Here is a 14,634-nt window from a genome sequence, read left to right as displayed (position 1 = left end):
TTGGGAAGAATCGTCGCGCGCGACGAAGGCGTCCCTTGCTCGAGCGGATGTTCCTTCGCGAAGATAGCCCTCTGGCCGAAGAGGCAGACACATCCTTCCTCCGTGAGGTGAAGGGCAGACTGCTCTCAGTCCTAAATTTCCTCGCGGAACATCCAGGTTCGAGCCACGGGCAACTGGTCGGCACACTGCTGCGGGGTGAAGACGAAGCGTCGTTGAAGGTCACGTTCAAACGCTTGGTCGAGAATTACCATATGGTCGACAAGCGCCACCCGGTGTTCTCGGAGAGCAAGAGTCGCAATGCCCGCTATGACATCACCGACAACTTTCTGCAGGCGTGGCTGTCGGTCGTGAAATCGGCACGGGACGCTTCCCGCATGCGCCCGCTATCGAAAGCGATCGATCTGACGCTCCCTCGTCTGCACGGGCACGAGGAATACGCGTTCGAGAAACTGATTCGTCAGTTGCACGTAGAGTGTTCGCGAAAGGGCGTGGGCGATTTCTAGCTGACCTCCATCGAGCTGGGCTACTGGAATCGGCCGCGAGACGAACAGAACGCGATCGAGATCGACATCGTCGCACTCGACGAGGATGCGCGGCGTATTCGCTTCGGCTCGTGTAAGCGCAGTGCAAGCAAGCACATCCGGTCCTCGCTTTCTGAATTTGAGCGACACATCGAGCGATTCATGTCGACAACGGAAGGGCGCCGGGTGAAGGGGTGGACGTTGACCAAGGCGCTGTTCTCGCCAGTCTTCTCTGACGAAGAGGCTCGGGCGCTGACGGCCGCCGGCTACCAGTGCTTGGACTTGCCGGCGTATGTCAGGATGCTTACGTCTTCGCGGTCCGTGTGATGTTCGAACCGGCCCTAGCTTCTGACCGCCCCGGCAGTAAGTGTTGAAGGAAGCGGTGCGAACGATTGCACCGACCGTAATCCCTATGAAGGGCTGCGCCCTTCCCTTCAAAACATGCCGGGATCGAAATGGGGGGTGCTCTGAAACTCTCCACTCGATGCCAATCCAATCAGACCGTCTTCCTGGGGCGGCGAGTGCCAGCCAGTCATCCCACATTGATACAATCGATCGCGATTCGCCAATCGACTATGAGAGGATGATGACAAGGGTGGCTACGCGCGCAAGCGTAATAACCTCGGCTGATAGCTTCCGTGAATGCGGCACGTCCGAACAGGTCGACGACGGGAGGACGGCATCACTGCCTCGTCAGCGAGCAACGAACATATGTGCTCGATGGGCCAAGCTTGGTAGAACAGGTGCATCTGTTCCAGGTTGCGCTCACCTCGCCCGAAGAAGGCGCGGCCAGAAACTGTATTTTCGGACGTGCCGCACCGAAGCGAACCGGGGTCCGTTCCCGCTGCTACCAGACGCGGGAGCGGTTCTTCGCTATTTTGACGCGTTGGTACGGATGTTCGAGCAGTCGCTGCAAATGATCGCTACCCTGCCCGATACACAGCGGCCGGCACTCTGGACACGCCTTGCTCAAGTGCGCCGCACCAGCGACAATTTCGGCTACGGGGTGGGCGATGACATGGATGCATTGCTGGCCGAGTATGGCGCCGATGGCTGATCGTGATGCGTTCGCCGCGCTGCAAGCCGAGAACGCCCGCCTGATCGCGCTGCTGGAAGCGCATGGCATCGCATGGCGCTTGCCGCCGAAGGAGGCTGCGCCTGGCGTTCTTGGAGCTGAACAACCGCACTTGTCCACGGACGACAAGGTGGCGCTGTTCCGCCGATTGTTTCGCGGGCGCACGGATGCCTATCCGATCCGCTGGGAGAGCAAGTCCACAGGCAAGTCCGGCTACGCGCCGGCTTGCGCCAACGAATGGCGCGCCGGCGTCTGCGAGAAACCGCGCATCAAGTGCGGCGACTGCGGCAACCGATTGCTGATCCCGCTCTCTGATCAGGTCATCTACGATCATTTGGCCGGTGAGCACACGGTGGGAATCTATCCGTTGCTGGAAGATGACACCTGCTATTTCCTCGCCGCCGATTTCGATGAGGCCGAGTGGCGGGACGATGCCGGTGCCTTCGTGCAGTCTTGCAGTGAACTTGGTGTGCCGGTCGCGCTGGAAATTTCTCGCTCCGGCCAGGGCGCCCACGCCTGGGTCTTCTTCGCGGGCAAGGTCTCGGCGCGCGATGCGCGCCGCCTGGGCACGGCCATCATCAGTCACACCTGCTCGCGTACCCGGCAGCTCAAGCTGGCGTCTTATGACCGTCTGTTTCCCAACCAGGACACGATGCCCAAAGGCGGCTTCGGCAATCTGATTGCCCTGCCACTGCAGAAGCGACCGCGTGAGCATGGCTGCAGCATGTTCGTCGATGCCTCTTTTCATCCCTATCCCGACCAGTGGGCCTTCCTGGCGTCAATCCAGCCGATGGCGCCGCACGACGTCGAGCCAGCTATCTTTCGTGCCACGGGTAGCGTCCACCCGCTGGATGTCACCTTCATCGGCGATGAGGACTTGGCCACGCCATGGAAGCGCGAAGCGTCGACGACAAGCAAGTTCACGGGCAAGATGCCGGCGTCGCTGACCGTGACGCTGGCCAACCTGATCTATTTTGAGAAGGCGCAACTGCCGCAGCCGCTGGCCAACCGCCTGATTCGCTTGGCGGCATTCCAGAACCCCGAGTTCTATAAGGCGCAAGCGATGCGGTTGTCAGTGTGGGACAAGCCTCGCGTGATCGGTAATGCAGAAAACTACCCGCAGCACATCGCCCTGCCGCGCGGCTGTCTCGATGCCGCGCTGGACCTGCTGCGCGACAACGGAATCCGCTGTGAGCTACGCGACGAGCGCTTTGCGGGCGAGCCCATCGATGTTGGCTTCGTCGGCACGCTTCGCCTTGAACAGGAGGCCGCCATTGCCGGGATGTTGCCGCATGATGCTGGCGTGCTATGCGCACCGACCGCCTTCGGCAAGACGGTGACCGCGGCCGCCATGATCGCTCGTCGCTGATCGCGGCGCTCGACGCCCTGCCAGCTGACGCACCGCGCGTCTTGCTGGCGATCGGCAAGCTGGTTGGTGAGGGTTTCGACCACCCGCCACTCGATACCTTGGTGCTGGCAATGCCTGTGTCGTGGCGGGGAACGCTACAACAGTACGCGGGCCGGCTGCACCGCGAACATGCCGATAAGACTGACGTACGGATCATCGATTTTGTGGACACCGGCCACGCAGCATTGCTGCGGATGTGGGACAAGCGCCAACGCGGGTACCGGGCAATGGGGTATCGGACGGTGGGAGGGGCCGGGACAGAATGATTGTTTCCCTGCAAGCCTTGGGCACAACCAGCATCGACAAACCCAGCCGGTCCAGCACACGCTGGGCGTGGTCGCGCGCGAAGACAGCGTCGGATCAGGTAGTGGCCGCGACATGGGGCCCGTTCCTCAAAGTAGAAAAGCAGCATGGAGGCTATAAAGTTTATTATGATTCGCTCAAATCACATTGCGCGGTGGTGTTGGAGCCGTGCATCCGGCGACTTGCGTCTACGATGTAAGCCATCGGTCGGCCGATGGCAAGGCTGCTAAGTTCTTCTGCTGATGCCACAAGGCCCAAAATTTTGTCTTGCGGCCCAAGTCGTTGCACCTTAGGTCATTACTGCCTAGCTGGATTGTCTAGCCGCTTATTCATGTCTCCAACGGCTGGCTTGTGGTGAACAAGTCGGCGGGCGGCACCGAGGCGCTAGTGCGGATCTGTCCGGCGCGCGAGGAGGGAGGCTATGCGAGGACGTCGTCCGGCGCAGGCTGCCCACGGTCACCGTCATCGAAGTGCCTGTTTCGCTCAAAAAATTCACCTAACCCTACGAACGATGCCTAAAGGCCATGTCTTCATTTGCGGCGACCCCCATGGTGAGTTCGGCCCGCTGATCGAAAGCGTCTATCGTCACCGCCCCGAGGCAGTGGTGATTGCTGGCGACATTCAGGCCAAGCGTCCACTGGATGAAGAACTCGCCAGCATCCTTCCCCTGACGCAGGTGTGGTGGATTCCAGGCAATCACGACACCGACAGCGATGCCGACTACGACAACGTGTTCGGCTCGGGCCTGGCCGACCGGAACCTGGATGGGCGGGTGGTCACGATCGCAGGCCTTCGGCTTGCCGGGCTAGGGGGGATTTTTCGGGGCCAGGTCTGGATGCCGCCCGAAGCCTCGCGCGTAGAGAGCGCCACTGACTATCTCGCCAAATGTGGGAAGGGGAATTACTGGCGGGGTGGTCTGCCGCGGCGCCATCGCAGCACGATCTTCCCGCAGACCTACAACGCGCTGCTGAGTCAGCATGCGGATGTCCTGGTCAGCCACGAGGCTCCGGCTTGTCACCCACACGGGTTCGAGGCGATTGACACGCTCATCGAAGCGATGGGCGTGCAACGTGCTTTCCACGGTCATCACCACGAATCCACGACTTATCCGACCACAGGACCGTGCCGCATCTTCGGTCTCGGTGCGTGCGCGTTGGCCACGATTGAGGGCGAGTTCTTGCCCAGCGTCCGGACTTGACCAAATCAAGACGAAGCAGGTTCGGCCGGCGGTTGAGGTTCGCTGGCAGCGCTATTGGACGGCAGGGCAGACGACCGGCGCGCTTTCGGATTGTGCACGCAGGCCAGGCCGCCCGCAGGTCGACATGACACCGGCAGATCCGGTGCTCGACCGCGCAGCGGCGGCTGCCGTCGGCAAGTTGGACGCGCCGGTTGCCAGATAGTGGGCGCGACCAAAAAAACAGCCCTCGCTCCGATGGAGGAGAGCCGCAGAACGTCCAAGAAGAAATCGAGTAACACCTTGCGGCGCCGCCCGCAGTCAGTATCCGCCAGGTTGCCGTTGACGGCAATCCAGACTGCGCCGCGCAGTTCATACTGTTCGCGAAAAAAACCCGCGCTCACCAGGGAAGGGGCGCGGGTGGTAGCAGGACCTACCGGAGCAGGATACGGCGAAATAAACATCGCGCAACACAGGATTAGGTGCCATTTTTCCCGGCAGTTCTTTTGCCAGCGAGAAAATTGTCACGCAGCTAACAGAACGCTGAACGAGGGGTGGCCCGACCTTGCAGGACCGCCTCAAGTCGGAGGCACTGCTCGCCGGAGAGCTCTTGGCGCTGCGGACGTCAAAAGCGGGGCAGAACATCAAAAGCGGGACGCCGAGGGCGAACGAATCGCGCGCGGAGTTGACCCCGGGAACCGGGCGTTTGCCGCAATCAGTTTGTTAATGGTGTGGCCGGCTTTGATTTGCCAGCGCGTTAGCCGCGGAGCGTAGGGCGATCAGCCGGCGCACACGCGCTTATGAGGCCGTACCACGGTCGGCTCTTTGGTAGCGACGGGCGCGTTGGTACGCGTAGCACGAGCGAACGACAGCAAGCGCTGCTCGAATGCCTGGAGCGATTCCTGCCGTCAGGCATCAAGTTTGGGGTTCTCGGATTTAGCGCTCGCCTTCTGGCTCATGGCATTCGGTAGCACTCATACGACCTTAGTCGTCGGGGAGTAGCGGGTCATCTTCGTGTCGGCGGTCAGCAGCGTCATTCCCTCATGGAGGGCCTGCGCTACTAGCATGCGGTCGAACGGGTCTTTGTGGTCATCGTGAAGCGCCAGCGCATCGAGGGTGCTCGTATGGTACTTGTTTATCACCAGGCTTTGATATCCGCACAGATCGAAAGCAGCGTTGGCCTGCGTGGCTGTGAACCCCAGCTTGCCGATGGCCGATTTGATACCGATTTCCCAGAGGCTGACCACGGAGACGAAAATATCGTTGGTCGGCTCGGCAATGACCGCCGCGGCTGCGGCCGGCAGATCAGTGCTGCCGGTCACTGCCCACAGCGCGATGTGTGTATCCAGGAGCACCCTCACTCATCGCCCTCCAGAAACATCGCCGCGACTTCGTCGTCGCTGGCGTTGAATTTATGCAGAGTCAGTCCCTCTAGCGACGGAAGCATGCCCTTGGCCCCGCCGATGCGTTGTGGTGCGAAAGTGGGTACGGGGACGAGCTGGGCAGCCGGCTTACCATTGCGAGCGATGATGACTACTGCCTCGGTGCCGGACTCGACAGCGTCCACCAGCTTCGAAAGCTGGCTTTTCGCATCGTGCATGTTGATCGTCAGCATCTTTCTCTCCTTAGCTAGAAGTCTTAGCTAAGTATAACTGCCAAGGCGCTGACTTGCACGTTGGCAGCGATGCCTCAACGCGCCGCGCCCAACCGCTGAAGTAAAAAGCAAATAATACGTTCTGTTTTTAGTGATTTGAGCTATTATTATTTGCATCATGCCAAGAAAAGCCAGCGCCGTTTCCACCCTACCTGGCCCGGTCAGCCGGTCGCTGATTCAGCTCGGCCTCAACCTGCAAGTTGCCCGCAAGCGACGCAAAGAAACGATGGCGGCCTTCGCCGAGCGGATGCAGGTTTCCGTGCCAACGCTCCGGAAGATGGAGCAAGGCGATCCAACGGTGTCAGTCGCCGTTTATGCCATGGCGCTCTGGCTGGTCGGGCGCGTCAAATGGCTTCCCGAGATTGCCAATCCTGCCGCGGATGAGGTCGCGCTGGATCTGGAGATCTCCCGCGTGCAACGGCCTGCTGCCAAGTCGCAGTCCCAGTGGAAGAAAGCATGAACGGCCACCTGTACGTTTGGTTCTACCGACCTCACAGCCCTGAACCTGTGCTCTGCGGCCGCCTGGATCTGATCGGTGGTCGGCAGTGTCTGTTCTCGTACGCGCCTGATTATTTGCAGCGGAAGGACGCCATCGCGCTCTCGCCAGACTTGCCGCTCCGTGATGGCAAGTATTCGGCGCCGTCTGGCCTGGAGCTACACCCTGTCTTCGAAGACGCCGGACCGGACCGCTGGGGACGGCGCGTTATCGATCGGGCCTTCAACCCACGCAGACGTGCGGCGATTGACTACCTGGCCTTGGCCGGCGAGGACCGGATCGGCGCGCTCGGCTTTGCCGATCTTGCGGATCGGTATGAGGTCAATCATCCTCGCGTGTTCCATCGCGGGGATCTGCCAGGATTGCTCGAGGCCGCGCGCGCCGTCGAGCTGCAGCTGCCAATCGACGATCGCCTTCGCCAGTTGCTACGGCCAGGCGGCACCGCCGGCGGCGCTCGTCCCAAGGCGATTGTCGATGATGAAGGCAGTTCCTGGATCGCCAAGTTCCCAGCAGAGGGCGACGAGGTGGATTTCTGCGCGATCGAGCATGCCTCGCTCGTGCTGGCGCAAGCGTGCGGCATCGAGGCGCCGGAGTCCAGGCTTGTCCATTTGGGCACGAAAAACACGCTACTGGTCAAGCGGTTTGACCGGAAACCTGGCGGCGACCGCATCCACTTCGCGAGCGCTCGCACGCTGCTGCTTGCCGAAGGCATCCCTGAGGAACAAATGTCCTACGCGGACATCGCGGAGGTCGGGCGCCGCTATTCACCCTCGCCTCTCGACGACTGTCTCCAAATGTTCCGACGCATGGTTTTGAACATCCTCATCGAAAACACGGACGACCATGCGAAGAATCACGCCTTCCTGCATCAAGGTGGCGAAAACTGGCGGCTGTCGCCCGTCTATGACATCCAGCCGCAATTGCAAGGCATTCCCTACCAGCAACTGATTGTCGGCGATCACGGCACTGACCCGACGCTGGAAAATGCCCTATCCCAGGCCACCCGCTTCATGCTCACGCCTGCGGAGGCACACGCTGAAGTCGAGCAGCTTCTGGACATCGTTTCTGGATGGAGGAACACCTTCGCGGAAGCCGGAGTTTCTGAGCAAGACGTCGAGGCCTGCGCACGCTACATGATGCGTGACACCAACCTTCCCCCATTGCCAACGCGCCGTCGCACCCGAAGGAGTGCCTAGGCACTAAGCGCACGCCCCCCCCGAGGGAGTTGTCCAAGGAGATCCGCCGGTGACCTTGAGAGATGAGGAATGTGAGCTACGGGAAAGGTGCGCGGCTGCCGCCCGTGGGCGACTGGCCGTGGCCGGCAATCAGCGGGAGGCAAACGTTTTCCGGCTCGCCACGATGGTTCTGAGTCCGGATCTGCCGGTCGAATCTCGCCGCCTCATGGCCGCAAGCGAGCGCTACTTCGCGGAGCACCCGGATCGCCTGGTTCCGTCCGTGGATGTCGTGCGCAATGGCTGGATCATAGGCTTGCCGCGCCTGCGGGACATGCTGACGGCGCAGCTCCGTCCTCAGGACCCGATCTCATTCAAGCTGCAAAGCAGGCCGAAGCAGTCATGACAGATCACCCCATAGGCCCGAGCGCGTAGCATTGAGGGTCTGTGCCAGGCGCCGCAGGTTTTTCCAGATGTCCGTAGTTTCGCGGTGCCGTTTGGCGGCAACTTCAGCCACCACCTTGCAGACAAGCTGAAGCGGCGCTTCTTCGAGTACGTGAGCCAGCTGAGCATGATGTTGGGCGATGACGTCGAGCACCAGGCCGAGCACGTCAAGCAACCGGCCTCAAATCCGTCACTGTATTTGGCACGGCTGCGGCACGCATGTCACTGTAGACCCTGGCGGCACAATGACCGTACGCCCGCTCGCGGGGGGAGGCGAAGGCGACTGGATGACATGGCGCTCAAATGAGAAGCAGCTGCCCAGCCCGAGCAGAGGCAGCAGCGCCAGTGAACGCACAAAGATTCTAAAGGTTTCCATGTCGACCTCCCAGTCAGGTATGGCGGGCGGTGCGGGTGCCCAGCACGTAGGCTGTGAAAGTATAGGCATTGAAATGCGATCCGCCCTGCCCGCTCGCTCGCAAGCCCGGCCGTGAATCCATCCGACACTCAGGCTACGTCCCCGGCATCCGCCATTTGGCGCTTCCGGGTCGGCATAGGCGTTTTAGTCGTGGCGTGTGGGGCATGCTCGCGGTTCCCGTGGCGGCCTCGGCAGGTGCTTTCGCGGCGCACATTGCCAAGCTGACCGGAGCCATCGTGGTGGCAAATTAGATCATTGGCGTCGCGGTAATGGGTAAGCCGGGATTCATCCGGGCGAAGACCATGCTGCCTCAAAACTGCGGCCATCTGCCCTGAGGACACCATCGGGCCAGTTTGTCATGACAAAGTTTGGACTGTTGAGCGTGAACTTTATGCCGACTGGACTCAGAGCGCTACCCTTTTCCCACGTGATCCCAACCAGTGTTTGCTGGTGTCTCAAGCCATGATATTGACACCACCATCCACATATAGCGTTTCGCCAGACAGCCGCCTGGCATAAGGCGTCGCCAGGAACGCGCAGGTGTATCCCACGTCCATGATGTCAACCAGTTCTCCAAGCGGGGCACGCTGCACGGCGTCGGCGAGCATCACGTCGAAGTTCTTCAGTCCCGACGCAGCGCGGGTCTGGAGCGGACCGGGCGAGATCGCATGCACGCGGATGCCCTGCGGCCCTAGCTCGTATGCCAGGTAGCGCGCCACCGCCTCCAGGGCGGCTTTCACCGGGCCCATGACATTGTAGTTCGGTACCACCTTGTTGGCGCCGTGGTAGCTCATGGTGAACATCGTGCCACCATCGCGCATCAGCGGCGCGGCTAGCCGGGCCATACGCACAAAGGAATGGCAGGACACATCCATGGCCTTGGCGAAGCCCTCCGCCGAGCAGTTGAGCAAGCCGCCCTGCAGGTCGTCCTTGGGGGCCCAGGCAACTGAATGCATCAGGATGTCGAGCTTCCCCCACTGCTCCCGGATCCGCGCGAACAGTGCCTCCATTTCGGTCTCGTTCGAGACGTCCAGGGGAAGGAAGATGGGGGCAGCAAGCGCCTGTGCTACCGGTTCGACATGCGGCCGCGCTTTGTCGTTGGCATAGGTGATCGCCACCTCCGCACCCAATTCGTGGAAGGCTCTGGCGCAGCCGTAGGCGATGGAATGCTCATTTGCAATGCCACAGACCAGCGCTTTGGCATTGGCAAGGATCGGTTGTTGTTCGGCTGTCATGTCACATTCCCTGATGGTTTGTTGCTTCGGTGGCGCCGAACCGTGCCGAGCGCCAACCTGGCCGGGGTAGCTGTCATCGCGGATGCGCCGCGAGAATCTCCTGGGTGTGCCTTGCAATCATCAGTTCCTCGTTGGTCGGGATGACCCAGACCGGTACCCGGCCCGAGGCCGAACTGATGCGCGGTCCGTCGCCCGCATTGGCTTCGGCATCGACACTCACTCCGAGCCAAGCCGCCAGCCGGCATACGCGTTCGCGGATGGGCGCCGCATGCTCGCCGATGCCTGCGGTGAAGACCAGCGCGTCCAGCCCCTGCGTGGCAGCGGCGAGCGAGCCAAGTTCGCGGGCAATGCGGTACGTGTACAACTCGACGGCAAAGCGCGCCTGAGCATCGTCGCTGGCGAGCAGCGCGCGCATATCGCTCGACACACCGGAGACGCCAAGCAGGCCGGATTTGCGGTAGATCAGGTCCTCGATGGCGCGGGCATCCATGCCCAGCTCGCTGATCAGGTACAGGATCACACCCGGGTCGAGGCTGCCGCAGCGGGTTCCCATCGGCAGGCCGTCCACCGCAGTGAAGCCCATGGTGCTGGCCACGCTGCGGCCCGCCACCAGCGCGCACATGCTGCTGCCATTGCCGAGGTGGGCCACAACGGTGCGGCCCGCGGCCGCGCCCGCATCCACGCCTGGGAGGACACTCGCGATGTACTCGTAGGACAGTCCGTGGAAGCCGTAGCGCCTGACGCCTCGCGCAGTTATCTCCGCTGGCAATGCAAATGCCTGTGCCACTTCCGGCTGCGCCCGGTGGAAGGCGGTGTCGAAACAGGCGACTTGCGGCAGTTCCGGACGCCGCTCGGCGAGGATGCGGATGGGCTTGAGATTGTGGGGCTGGTGCAAGGGCGCGAGCGGGCAAAGCGTATCCAGTTCCGACAGTAACGCGTCGGTCACCCTTGCCGGCTGGGTGAAACGTACCCCGCCGTGCACCACCCGGTGCCCCACCGCGCTCAGCGTATGCCCTTCCCCATGGCCGCGCAGGAAGTCCGCCAGGAAGGCGATGGCACCTTCGTGCCCGAGCTCGGTGCCGGCGTCCCACCGCCTGGTCTCGATCTCGGCCCCCGCCGCATCGGTCGCGCGGAACGCCGGCGCCGTGTAAAGTCCGTCGAGGCTGCCGCGCAAGACAAGTTGCAGCGCATCGTCATGGGTATCGTAGGCGCAGTACTTGAGGCTCGACGAACCCGCATTCAGGACCAGGATCAGTTCGGCCATGGCATCACCCCGCCACCTTGCCGGACTCGCGGCGTGCCCTGGCCACCAGCGCGGCCACCGCGCACGACGCCAGCCGGGTCGTGACCGAGTCGGCGCGGCTGGTCAGGATGATCGGCACCCGCGCGCCCAGCACGATGCCCGCGGCGTCGGCCCCGGCCAGGAAGGTCAGGCTCTTGGCAAGCATGTTGCCGGCGTCCAGGTCCGGCACCAGCAAGACATTGGCGCGCCCCGCCACCGGCGAATCGATCTTCTTGATCCGTGCGGCATCCAGGTTGATGGCGTTGTCCAGCGCAAGCGGCCCGTCGACTACCGCCCCGGTGATCTGGTGGCGGTCGACCATCTTGCACAGCGCGGCAGCATCGAGCGTGGACGGCACCTTCGGGTTGACCGTCTCCATCGCCGACAGGATCGCCACGCGCACCTCCTCGACCCGCAAGGCATGGGCCAGGTCGATCGCGTTTTGCAGGATGTCGGCTTTCTCGGCCAGCGTCGGCGCGATGTTGACGGCAGCGTCGGTAACGATCAGGGCGTCCTCGTGCCCCGGCACGTCCATCACGAAGCAGTGGCTGACGCGTCGCGCGGTGCGCAAGCCGCTGTCGCTCTTGACCACGGCCCCCATCAACTCGTCGGTGTGCAGGCTGCCCTTCATCAGGGCCTCGGCCTTGCTTTCGCGAACGAGTTGCACGGCTGCCGCGGCGGCTGCGTGACTGTGCTCGGCATCGACGATCGGGTAATCGCGGATATCAAGGCTGGCTGCGCGCGCAGCGTCCTCGATGCGCGAACGTGGCCCGACCAGGATCGGCGCGATCAGGCCCAGCCGTGCGGCCTCCACCGCGCCTTGCAGCGACGACTGGTCGCACGGATGCACCACCGCAGTTGGTGTAGGCGGCATGGTCTTGCAAAAATCAATCAGACGCTGGTACTTCTCATGCTTGGCGTTCACGGCTTGCTCCGTCAGGGTCATCGGTGACGGTCGCCCGCGATGCAGGCGACCCACGGCGTGCTAGGACGCGCGCTTGATTGGAACGGCCGCGCCACGCACGCGTTCCGGCTTGGTGCCAAGCACCGTGCTGACCTGCTCAAGCATGGCTGCCTGCTCGGCGGTGGGCGTGGTGCCAAGCACGCGCTCATCGGTTCGCAGCTTTTCCGCCAGGGCCTGCAGCCGCTGCCGGTCGGCCTGGTGCCTGAGCAGCGCCGGCAGCGTCTCAAGCGCCTGCTCGGGCGCGTACCGCGTGATCAGTTCCTGCTGGCCGCGGAGCTTGCGCCAGGCGTCCGGCTCTAGTTCCGGCAGCAGATCCGCATAGTCCGTGACCAGTTCCTTGCGCAACTCCAGCCGGGACAGCGGCAGCGGTTCCCCCTTGCGGCCCAGCAGGCAGGCCAGCCGGGCAATGGCCTCGGCGTATCCGCCTTGCCCCACCACGGCCAGCGCCGCTCTGACTTCCGGCAACTCCCTGGGGTCGGTCACCGTCGGGGTACCCGCGCGGGCGGAAGGCTCGCTCCCTGGCAGGAACGGGAACAGGTTGGCGTACACGTTAAAAAAGGTGTACTCGGTCATCGCATCGCGCACGGCACGATATGCATCCAGACCGGCGCTGAGCATTTCCGCGCCCGCCTGCTCTTGCTGGCGCAGCGGATGGTCCGGCTCCAGCGCCTGCCGGCTGGCCCGGACCGCGTCGGCGGCGGGCTTCAACCATGCCATCCACGGATTCAGGTCGGAGAACAACCAGTTCTGCATGCGCAGCGGATGGAATTCGCGCAGCACCCGCGCAGTCATCTCGTTGGACAGCGCCTGGACGTAAGGCTGAGCAAACAGCTCGTAGGCGCGCTGGGTGAAGTCCGACAGGTTGGCGACCCTCTCGAACGGCCTTTCGTCGACGCGCTCGAAGCGGTTAAGCCTGCTGGCGATCTCTTCCAGCGAGTGCTCCTCGAACTCGACCTCATACTCCACGCCAGCGCTGCCCTTGCGCTCATGGATGACCATGGCGTAGAGCCCCGGCGGCAGCAGTTCGATGCTCTTGAGCACCGAGACGATCTGCGCGTGCTCCTTCTGCGCGACCTTGCCGGAGACGAAGATGCCGAGATGGCCGACGTTTCGATGCATCATGCCGACGATCACCTGGCCGCGCGCCTTGATCTCCTCGGTGCTGCCATAGATGTCCACGACCCAGTTGAAAGCCTGCTGCGGCGGCGTGATGTTGTCACCCATCGAGGCAAACAGCACGATGGGCGAGCGGATCTCGCGCAGATCGAACGCCTTGCCGCCGGCGTTCTTGACGTCACCGCTCCAGAGCTTGTTGCCGACGAACAAATTGCGCGTGATCCATTCGATCTCCTCGCGGTTCATCAGGTAGTAGCCACCCCACCAGCGTTCGAACTCCAGGAAACGTGGCGGCTCGGTATCGGCCTTTTTGTACAGGTTGTAGTACTTGTCCCACAGACTGTTGGCCGGATTCAGGTTCTCGAAATTCTGGACTAACCAGGCGCCGTCAAACTTGCCGTTGCCGAGGTCAGCCGTATACGAGGCCAGCCAGGTCCCGCCCAGCAGTCCGCCGGAATAGCGCATCGGGTTGTCGCCCTCGCCCTCACTCCAGGCACCGCTCCAGTACGACATCGGCGCGCCGTTGATGACGATCGGCCCGGTGTCGTCCGGGTCCGAGGCGCCAAGCATCATCGCGGCCCAGCCGCCCTGGCAATTGCCGATGATGGCGGGCTTGGCACTGTGCGGATGCAGCGCACGCACTTTCTTGATGAACTGCTGCTCGGCCTCGCACACGTCCAGCAGGGTCTGTCCCGGCTCGGGATCGCGGAAGAAGATGACGAAATACACCGGATGGCCAGCACGCAGTGCCACCCCGACCTGCGAGTCGTCCTTGAAGCCGCCGATGCCGGGACCATGGCCGGCCCGCGGATCGATGATGACGTAAGGGCGGCGGCTATCATCGATCGCCACCCCGTCGGGCGGCGTGATCTTCAGCAGCGCATAGTTGACGGGCCGCTCAAACTCGCGCGCATCCAACACGGTCTCGTAGCCAAAATGCAGGACCGGCTTGAGCCCCTGCATGGTGTTTTCGACAAAGTTATTGCCCCGTTGCCTGAGCGTGTCCCAGAACAGGATGGCACGCTGCATGCTGTCGACGGCATAGGCATAGCCGCTCATCGGGTCCATCCCTGCCGTCGGGATGGCCGGGCCAGCGCCCGGATCCCCAACGGCTTGCTGCACGCGGCCGCTATAGGCCTCCTGCGCATTCTTCAGGCGCTTTTGCAGCACCATGCCGGTCTTGAGGCCAACTTCACGCGCGTGAACCAGTTGCTTTGCTGCATCCATGCCGTTCTCCACTGGAAATGCTGTGACATGGGTGCCAAGGAGCCAGGGTTGGTTGCTATGGCGATCCCATAATAGTCCGTGACGCGACCGCGAACGCCAGGAAGAGGCCAGTACGGTCGGCGGGCTTGGCCTGTCCTGGAATGATCCG

At 62.7% G+C, this 14,634-nt stretch carries 13 protein-coding genes and 1 pseudogene; 7 read left to right on the top strand and 7 right to left on the bottom strand.

The window, feature by feature from the left end; genetic code table 11:
• Positions 1 to 35: 35 nt before the first annotated feature.
• From LPA45_RS31655 to LPA45_RS31640, 4 genes and pseudogenes are all read left to right on the top strand, one after another.
• Entirely contained in the window at positions 36 to 503 is a 468-nt protein-coding gene (locus LPA45_RS31655) for a hypothetical protein (RefSeq protein WP_317924956.1), read from the top strand.
• Between the two features lie 934 nt (positions 504 to 1,437).
• Positions 1,438 to 1,578: a hypothetical protein gene (locus LPA45_RS31650; RefSeq protein WP_317924955.1), complete on the top strand. Its 141-nt coding sequence runs from the start codon at positions 1,438 to 1,440 to the stop codon at positions 1,576 to 1,578.
• Positions 1,562 to 3,270 (top strand): annotated as a pseudogene (locus LPA45_RS31645) (DNA primase small subunit domain-containing protein). Before LPA45_RS31650 ends, LPA45_RS31645 begins: the two are co-directional and overlap by 17 nt.
• A gap of 548 nt (positions 3,271 to 3,818) precedes the next feature.
• Positions 3,819 to 4,505: a metallophosphoesterase gene (locus LPA45_RS31640; protein WP_317924951.1), complete on the top strand. Its 687-nt coding sequence runs from the start codon at positions 3,819 to 3,821 to the stop codon at positions 4,503 to 4,505.
• Between the two features lie 950 nt (positions 4,506 to 5,455).
• On the opposite strand, the gene LPA45_RS31635 is transcribed toward LPA45_RS31640, so the two are convergent.
• Positions 5,456 to 5,836, bottom strand: coding sequence for a type II toxin-antitoxin system VapC family toxin (locus tag LPA45_RS31635; RefSeq protein ID WP_271816161.1), 381 nt, complete (start codon positions 5,834 to 5,836; stop codon positions 5,456 to 5,458).
• 2 nt (positions 5,837 to 5,838) lie between these two features.
• A complete protein-coding gene (locus LPA45_RS31630; protein ID WP_116323145.1) occupies positions 5,839 to 6,096 on the bottom strand; it encodes a type II toxin-antitoxin system Phd/YefM family antitoxin in 258 nt (85 codons plus the stop codon).
• A gap of 157 nt (positions 6,097 to 6,253) precedes the next feature.
• On the opposite strand from LPA45_RS31630, the gene LPA45_RS31625 reads away from it, so the two are divergent.
• The 3 genes from LPA45_RS31625 to LPA45_RS31615 all read left to right on the top strand — a co-directional run bounded on the left by LPA45_RS31625 (position 6,254) and on the right by LPA45_RS31615 (position 8,209).
• The gene (locus LPA45_RS31625) at positions 6,254 to 6,595 is read left to right on the top strand and encodes a helix-turn-helix domain-containing protein (protein WP_116323146.1); all 342 of its coding nucleotides are present in this window, start codon (positions 6,254 to 6,256) and stop codon (positions 6,593 to 6,595) included.
• A complete protein-coding gene (locus LPA45_RS31620; protein WP_317924949.1) occupies positions 6,592 to 7,827 on the top strand; it encodes a type II toxin-antitoxin system HipA family toxin in 1,236 nt (411 codons plus the stop codon). The genes LPA45_RS31625 and LPA45_RS31620 overlap by 4 nt, the downstream gene beginning before the upstream one ends.
• Positions 7,828 to 7,945: 118 nt before the next feature.
• Positions 7,946 to 8,209 carry a hypothetical protein gene (locus LPA45_RS31615; protein ID WP_317924948.1) on the top strand — a complete coding sequence of 88 codons (264 nt, stop codon included), beginning with the start codon at positions 7,946 to 7,948 and terminating at the stop codon, positions 8,207 to 8,209.
• Here the strand turns inward: LPA45_RS31615 and LPA45_RS31610 are convergent.
• The 5 genes from LPA45_RS31610 to LPA45_RS31590 form a co-directional block, all read right to left on the bottom strand.
• Positions 8,204 to 8,422: a hypothetical protein gene (locus tag LPA45_RS31610; protein ID WP_367395338.1), complete on the bottom strand. Its 219-nt coding sequence runs from the start codon at positions 8,420 to 8,422 to the stop codon at positions 8,204 to 8,206. The two genes, LPA45_RS31615 and LPA45_RS31610, sit on opposite strands and share 6 nt — an antisense overlap.
• Positions 8,423 to 9,117: 695 nt before the next feature.
• Positions 9,118 to 9,897 (bottom strand): enoyl-ACP reductase FabI, encoded by a 780-nt coding sequence (fabI, locus tag LPA45_RS31605; protein ID WP_116323148.1) that lies wholly within the window; start codon positions 9,895 to 9,897, stop codon positions 9,118 to 9,120.
• A gap of 73 nt (positions 9,898 to 9,970) precedes the next feature.
• On the bottom strand, positions 9,971 to 11,161 hold the full coding sequence (locus LPA45_RS31600) for an acetate/propionate family kinase (RefSeq protein WP_367395337.1): 1,191 nt from the start codon (positions 11,159 to 11,161) through the stop codon (positions 9,971 to 9,973).
• 4 nt (positions 11,162 to 11,165) lie between these two features.
• Positions 11,166 to 12,125, bottom strand: coding sequence for a phosphate acetyltransferase (locus LPA45_RS31595; protein ID WP_317924628.1), 960 nt, complete (start codon positions 12,123 to 12,125; stop codon positions 11,166 to 11,168).
• A 39-nt stretch (positions 12,126 to 12,164) separates the two neighbouring features.
• On the bottom strand, positions 12,165 to 14,486 hold the full coding sequence (locus LPA45_RS31590) for a DUF3141 domain-containing protein (protein WP_367395336.1): 2,322 nt from the start codon (positions 14,484 to 14,486) through the stop codon (positions 12,165 to 12,167).
• Positions 14,487 to 14,634 lie beyond the last annotated feature (148 nt).

Source organism: Cupriavidus sp. Agwp_2 (genome assembly GCF_040784895.1).
Lineage (GTDB): Bacteria > Pseudomonadota > Gammaproteobacteria > Burkholderiales > Burkholderiaceae > Cupriavidus.
Note: the sequence above shows the minus strand (reverse complement) of the source record. Positions and strands in the feature narration are given on the sequence as shown.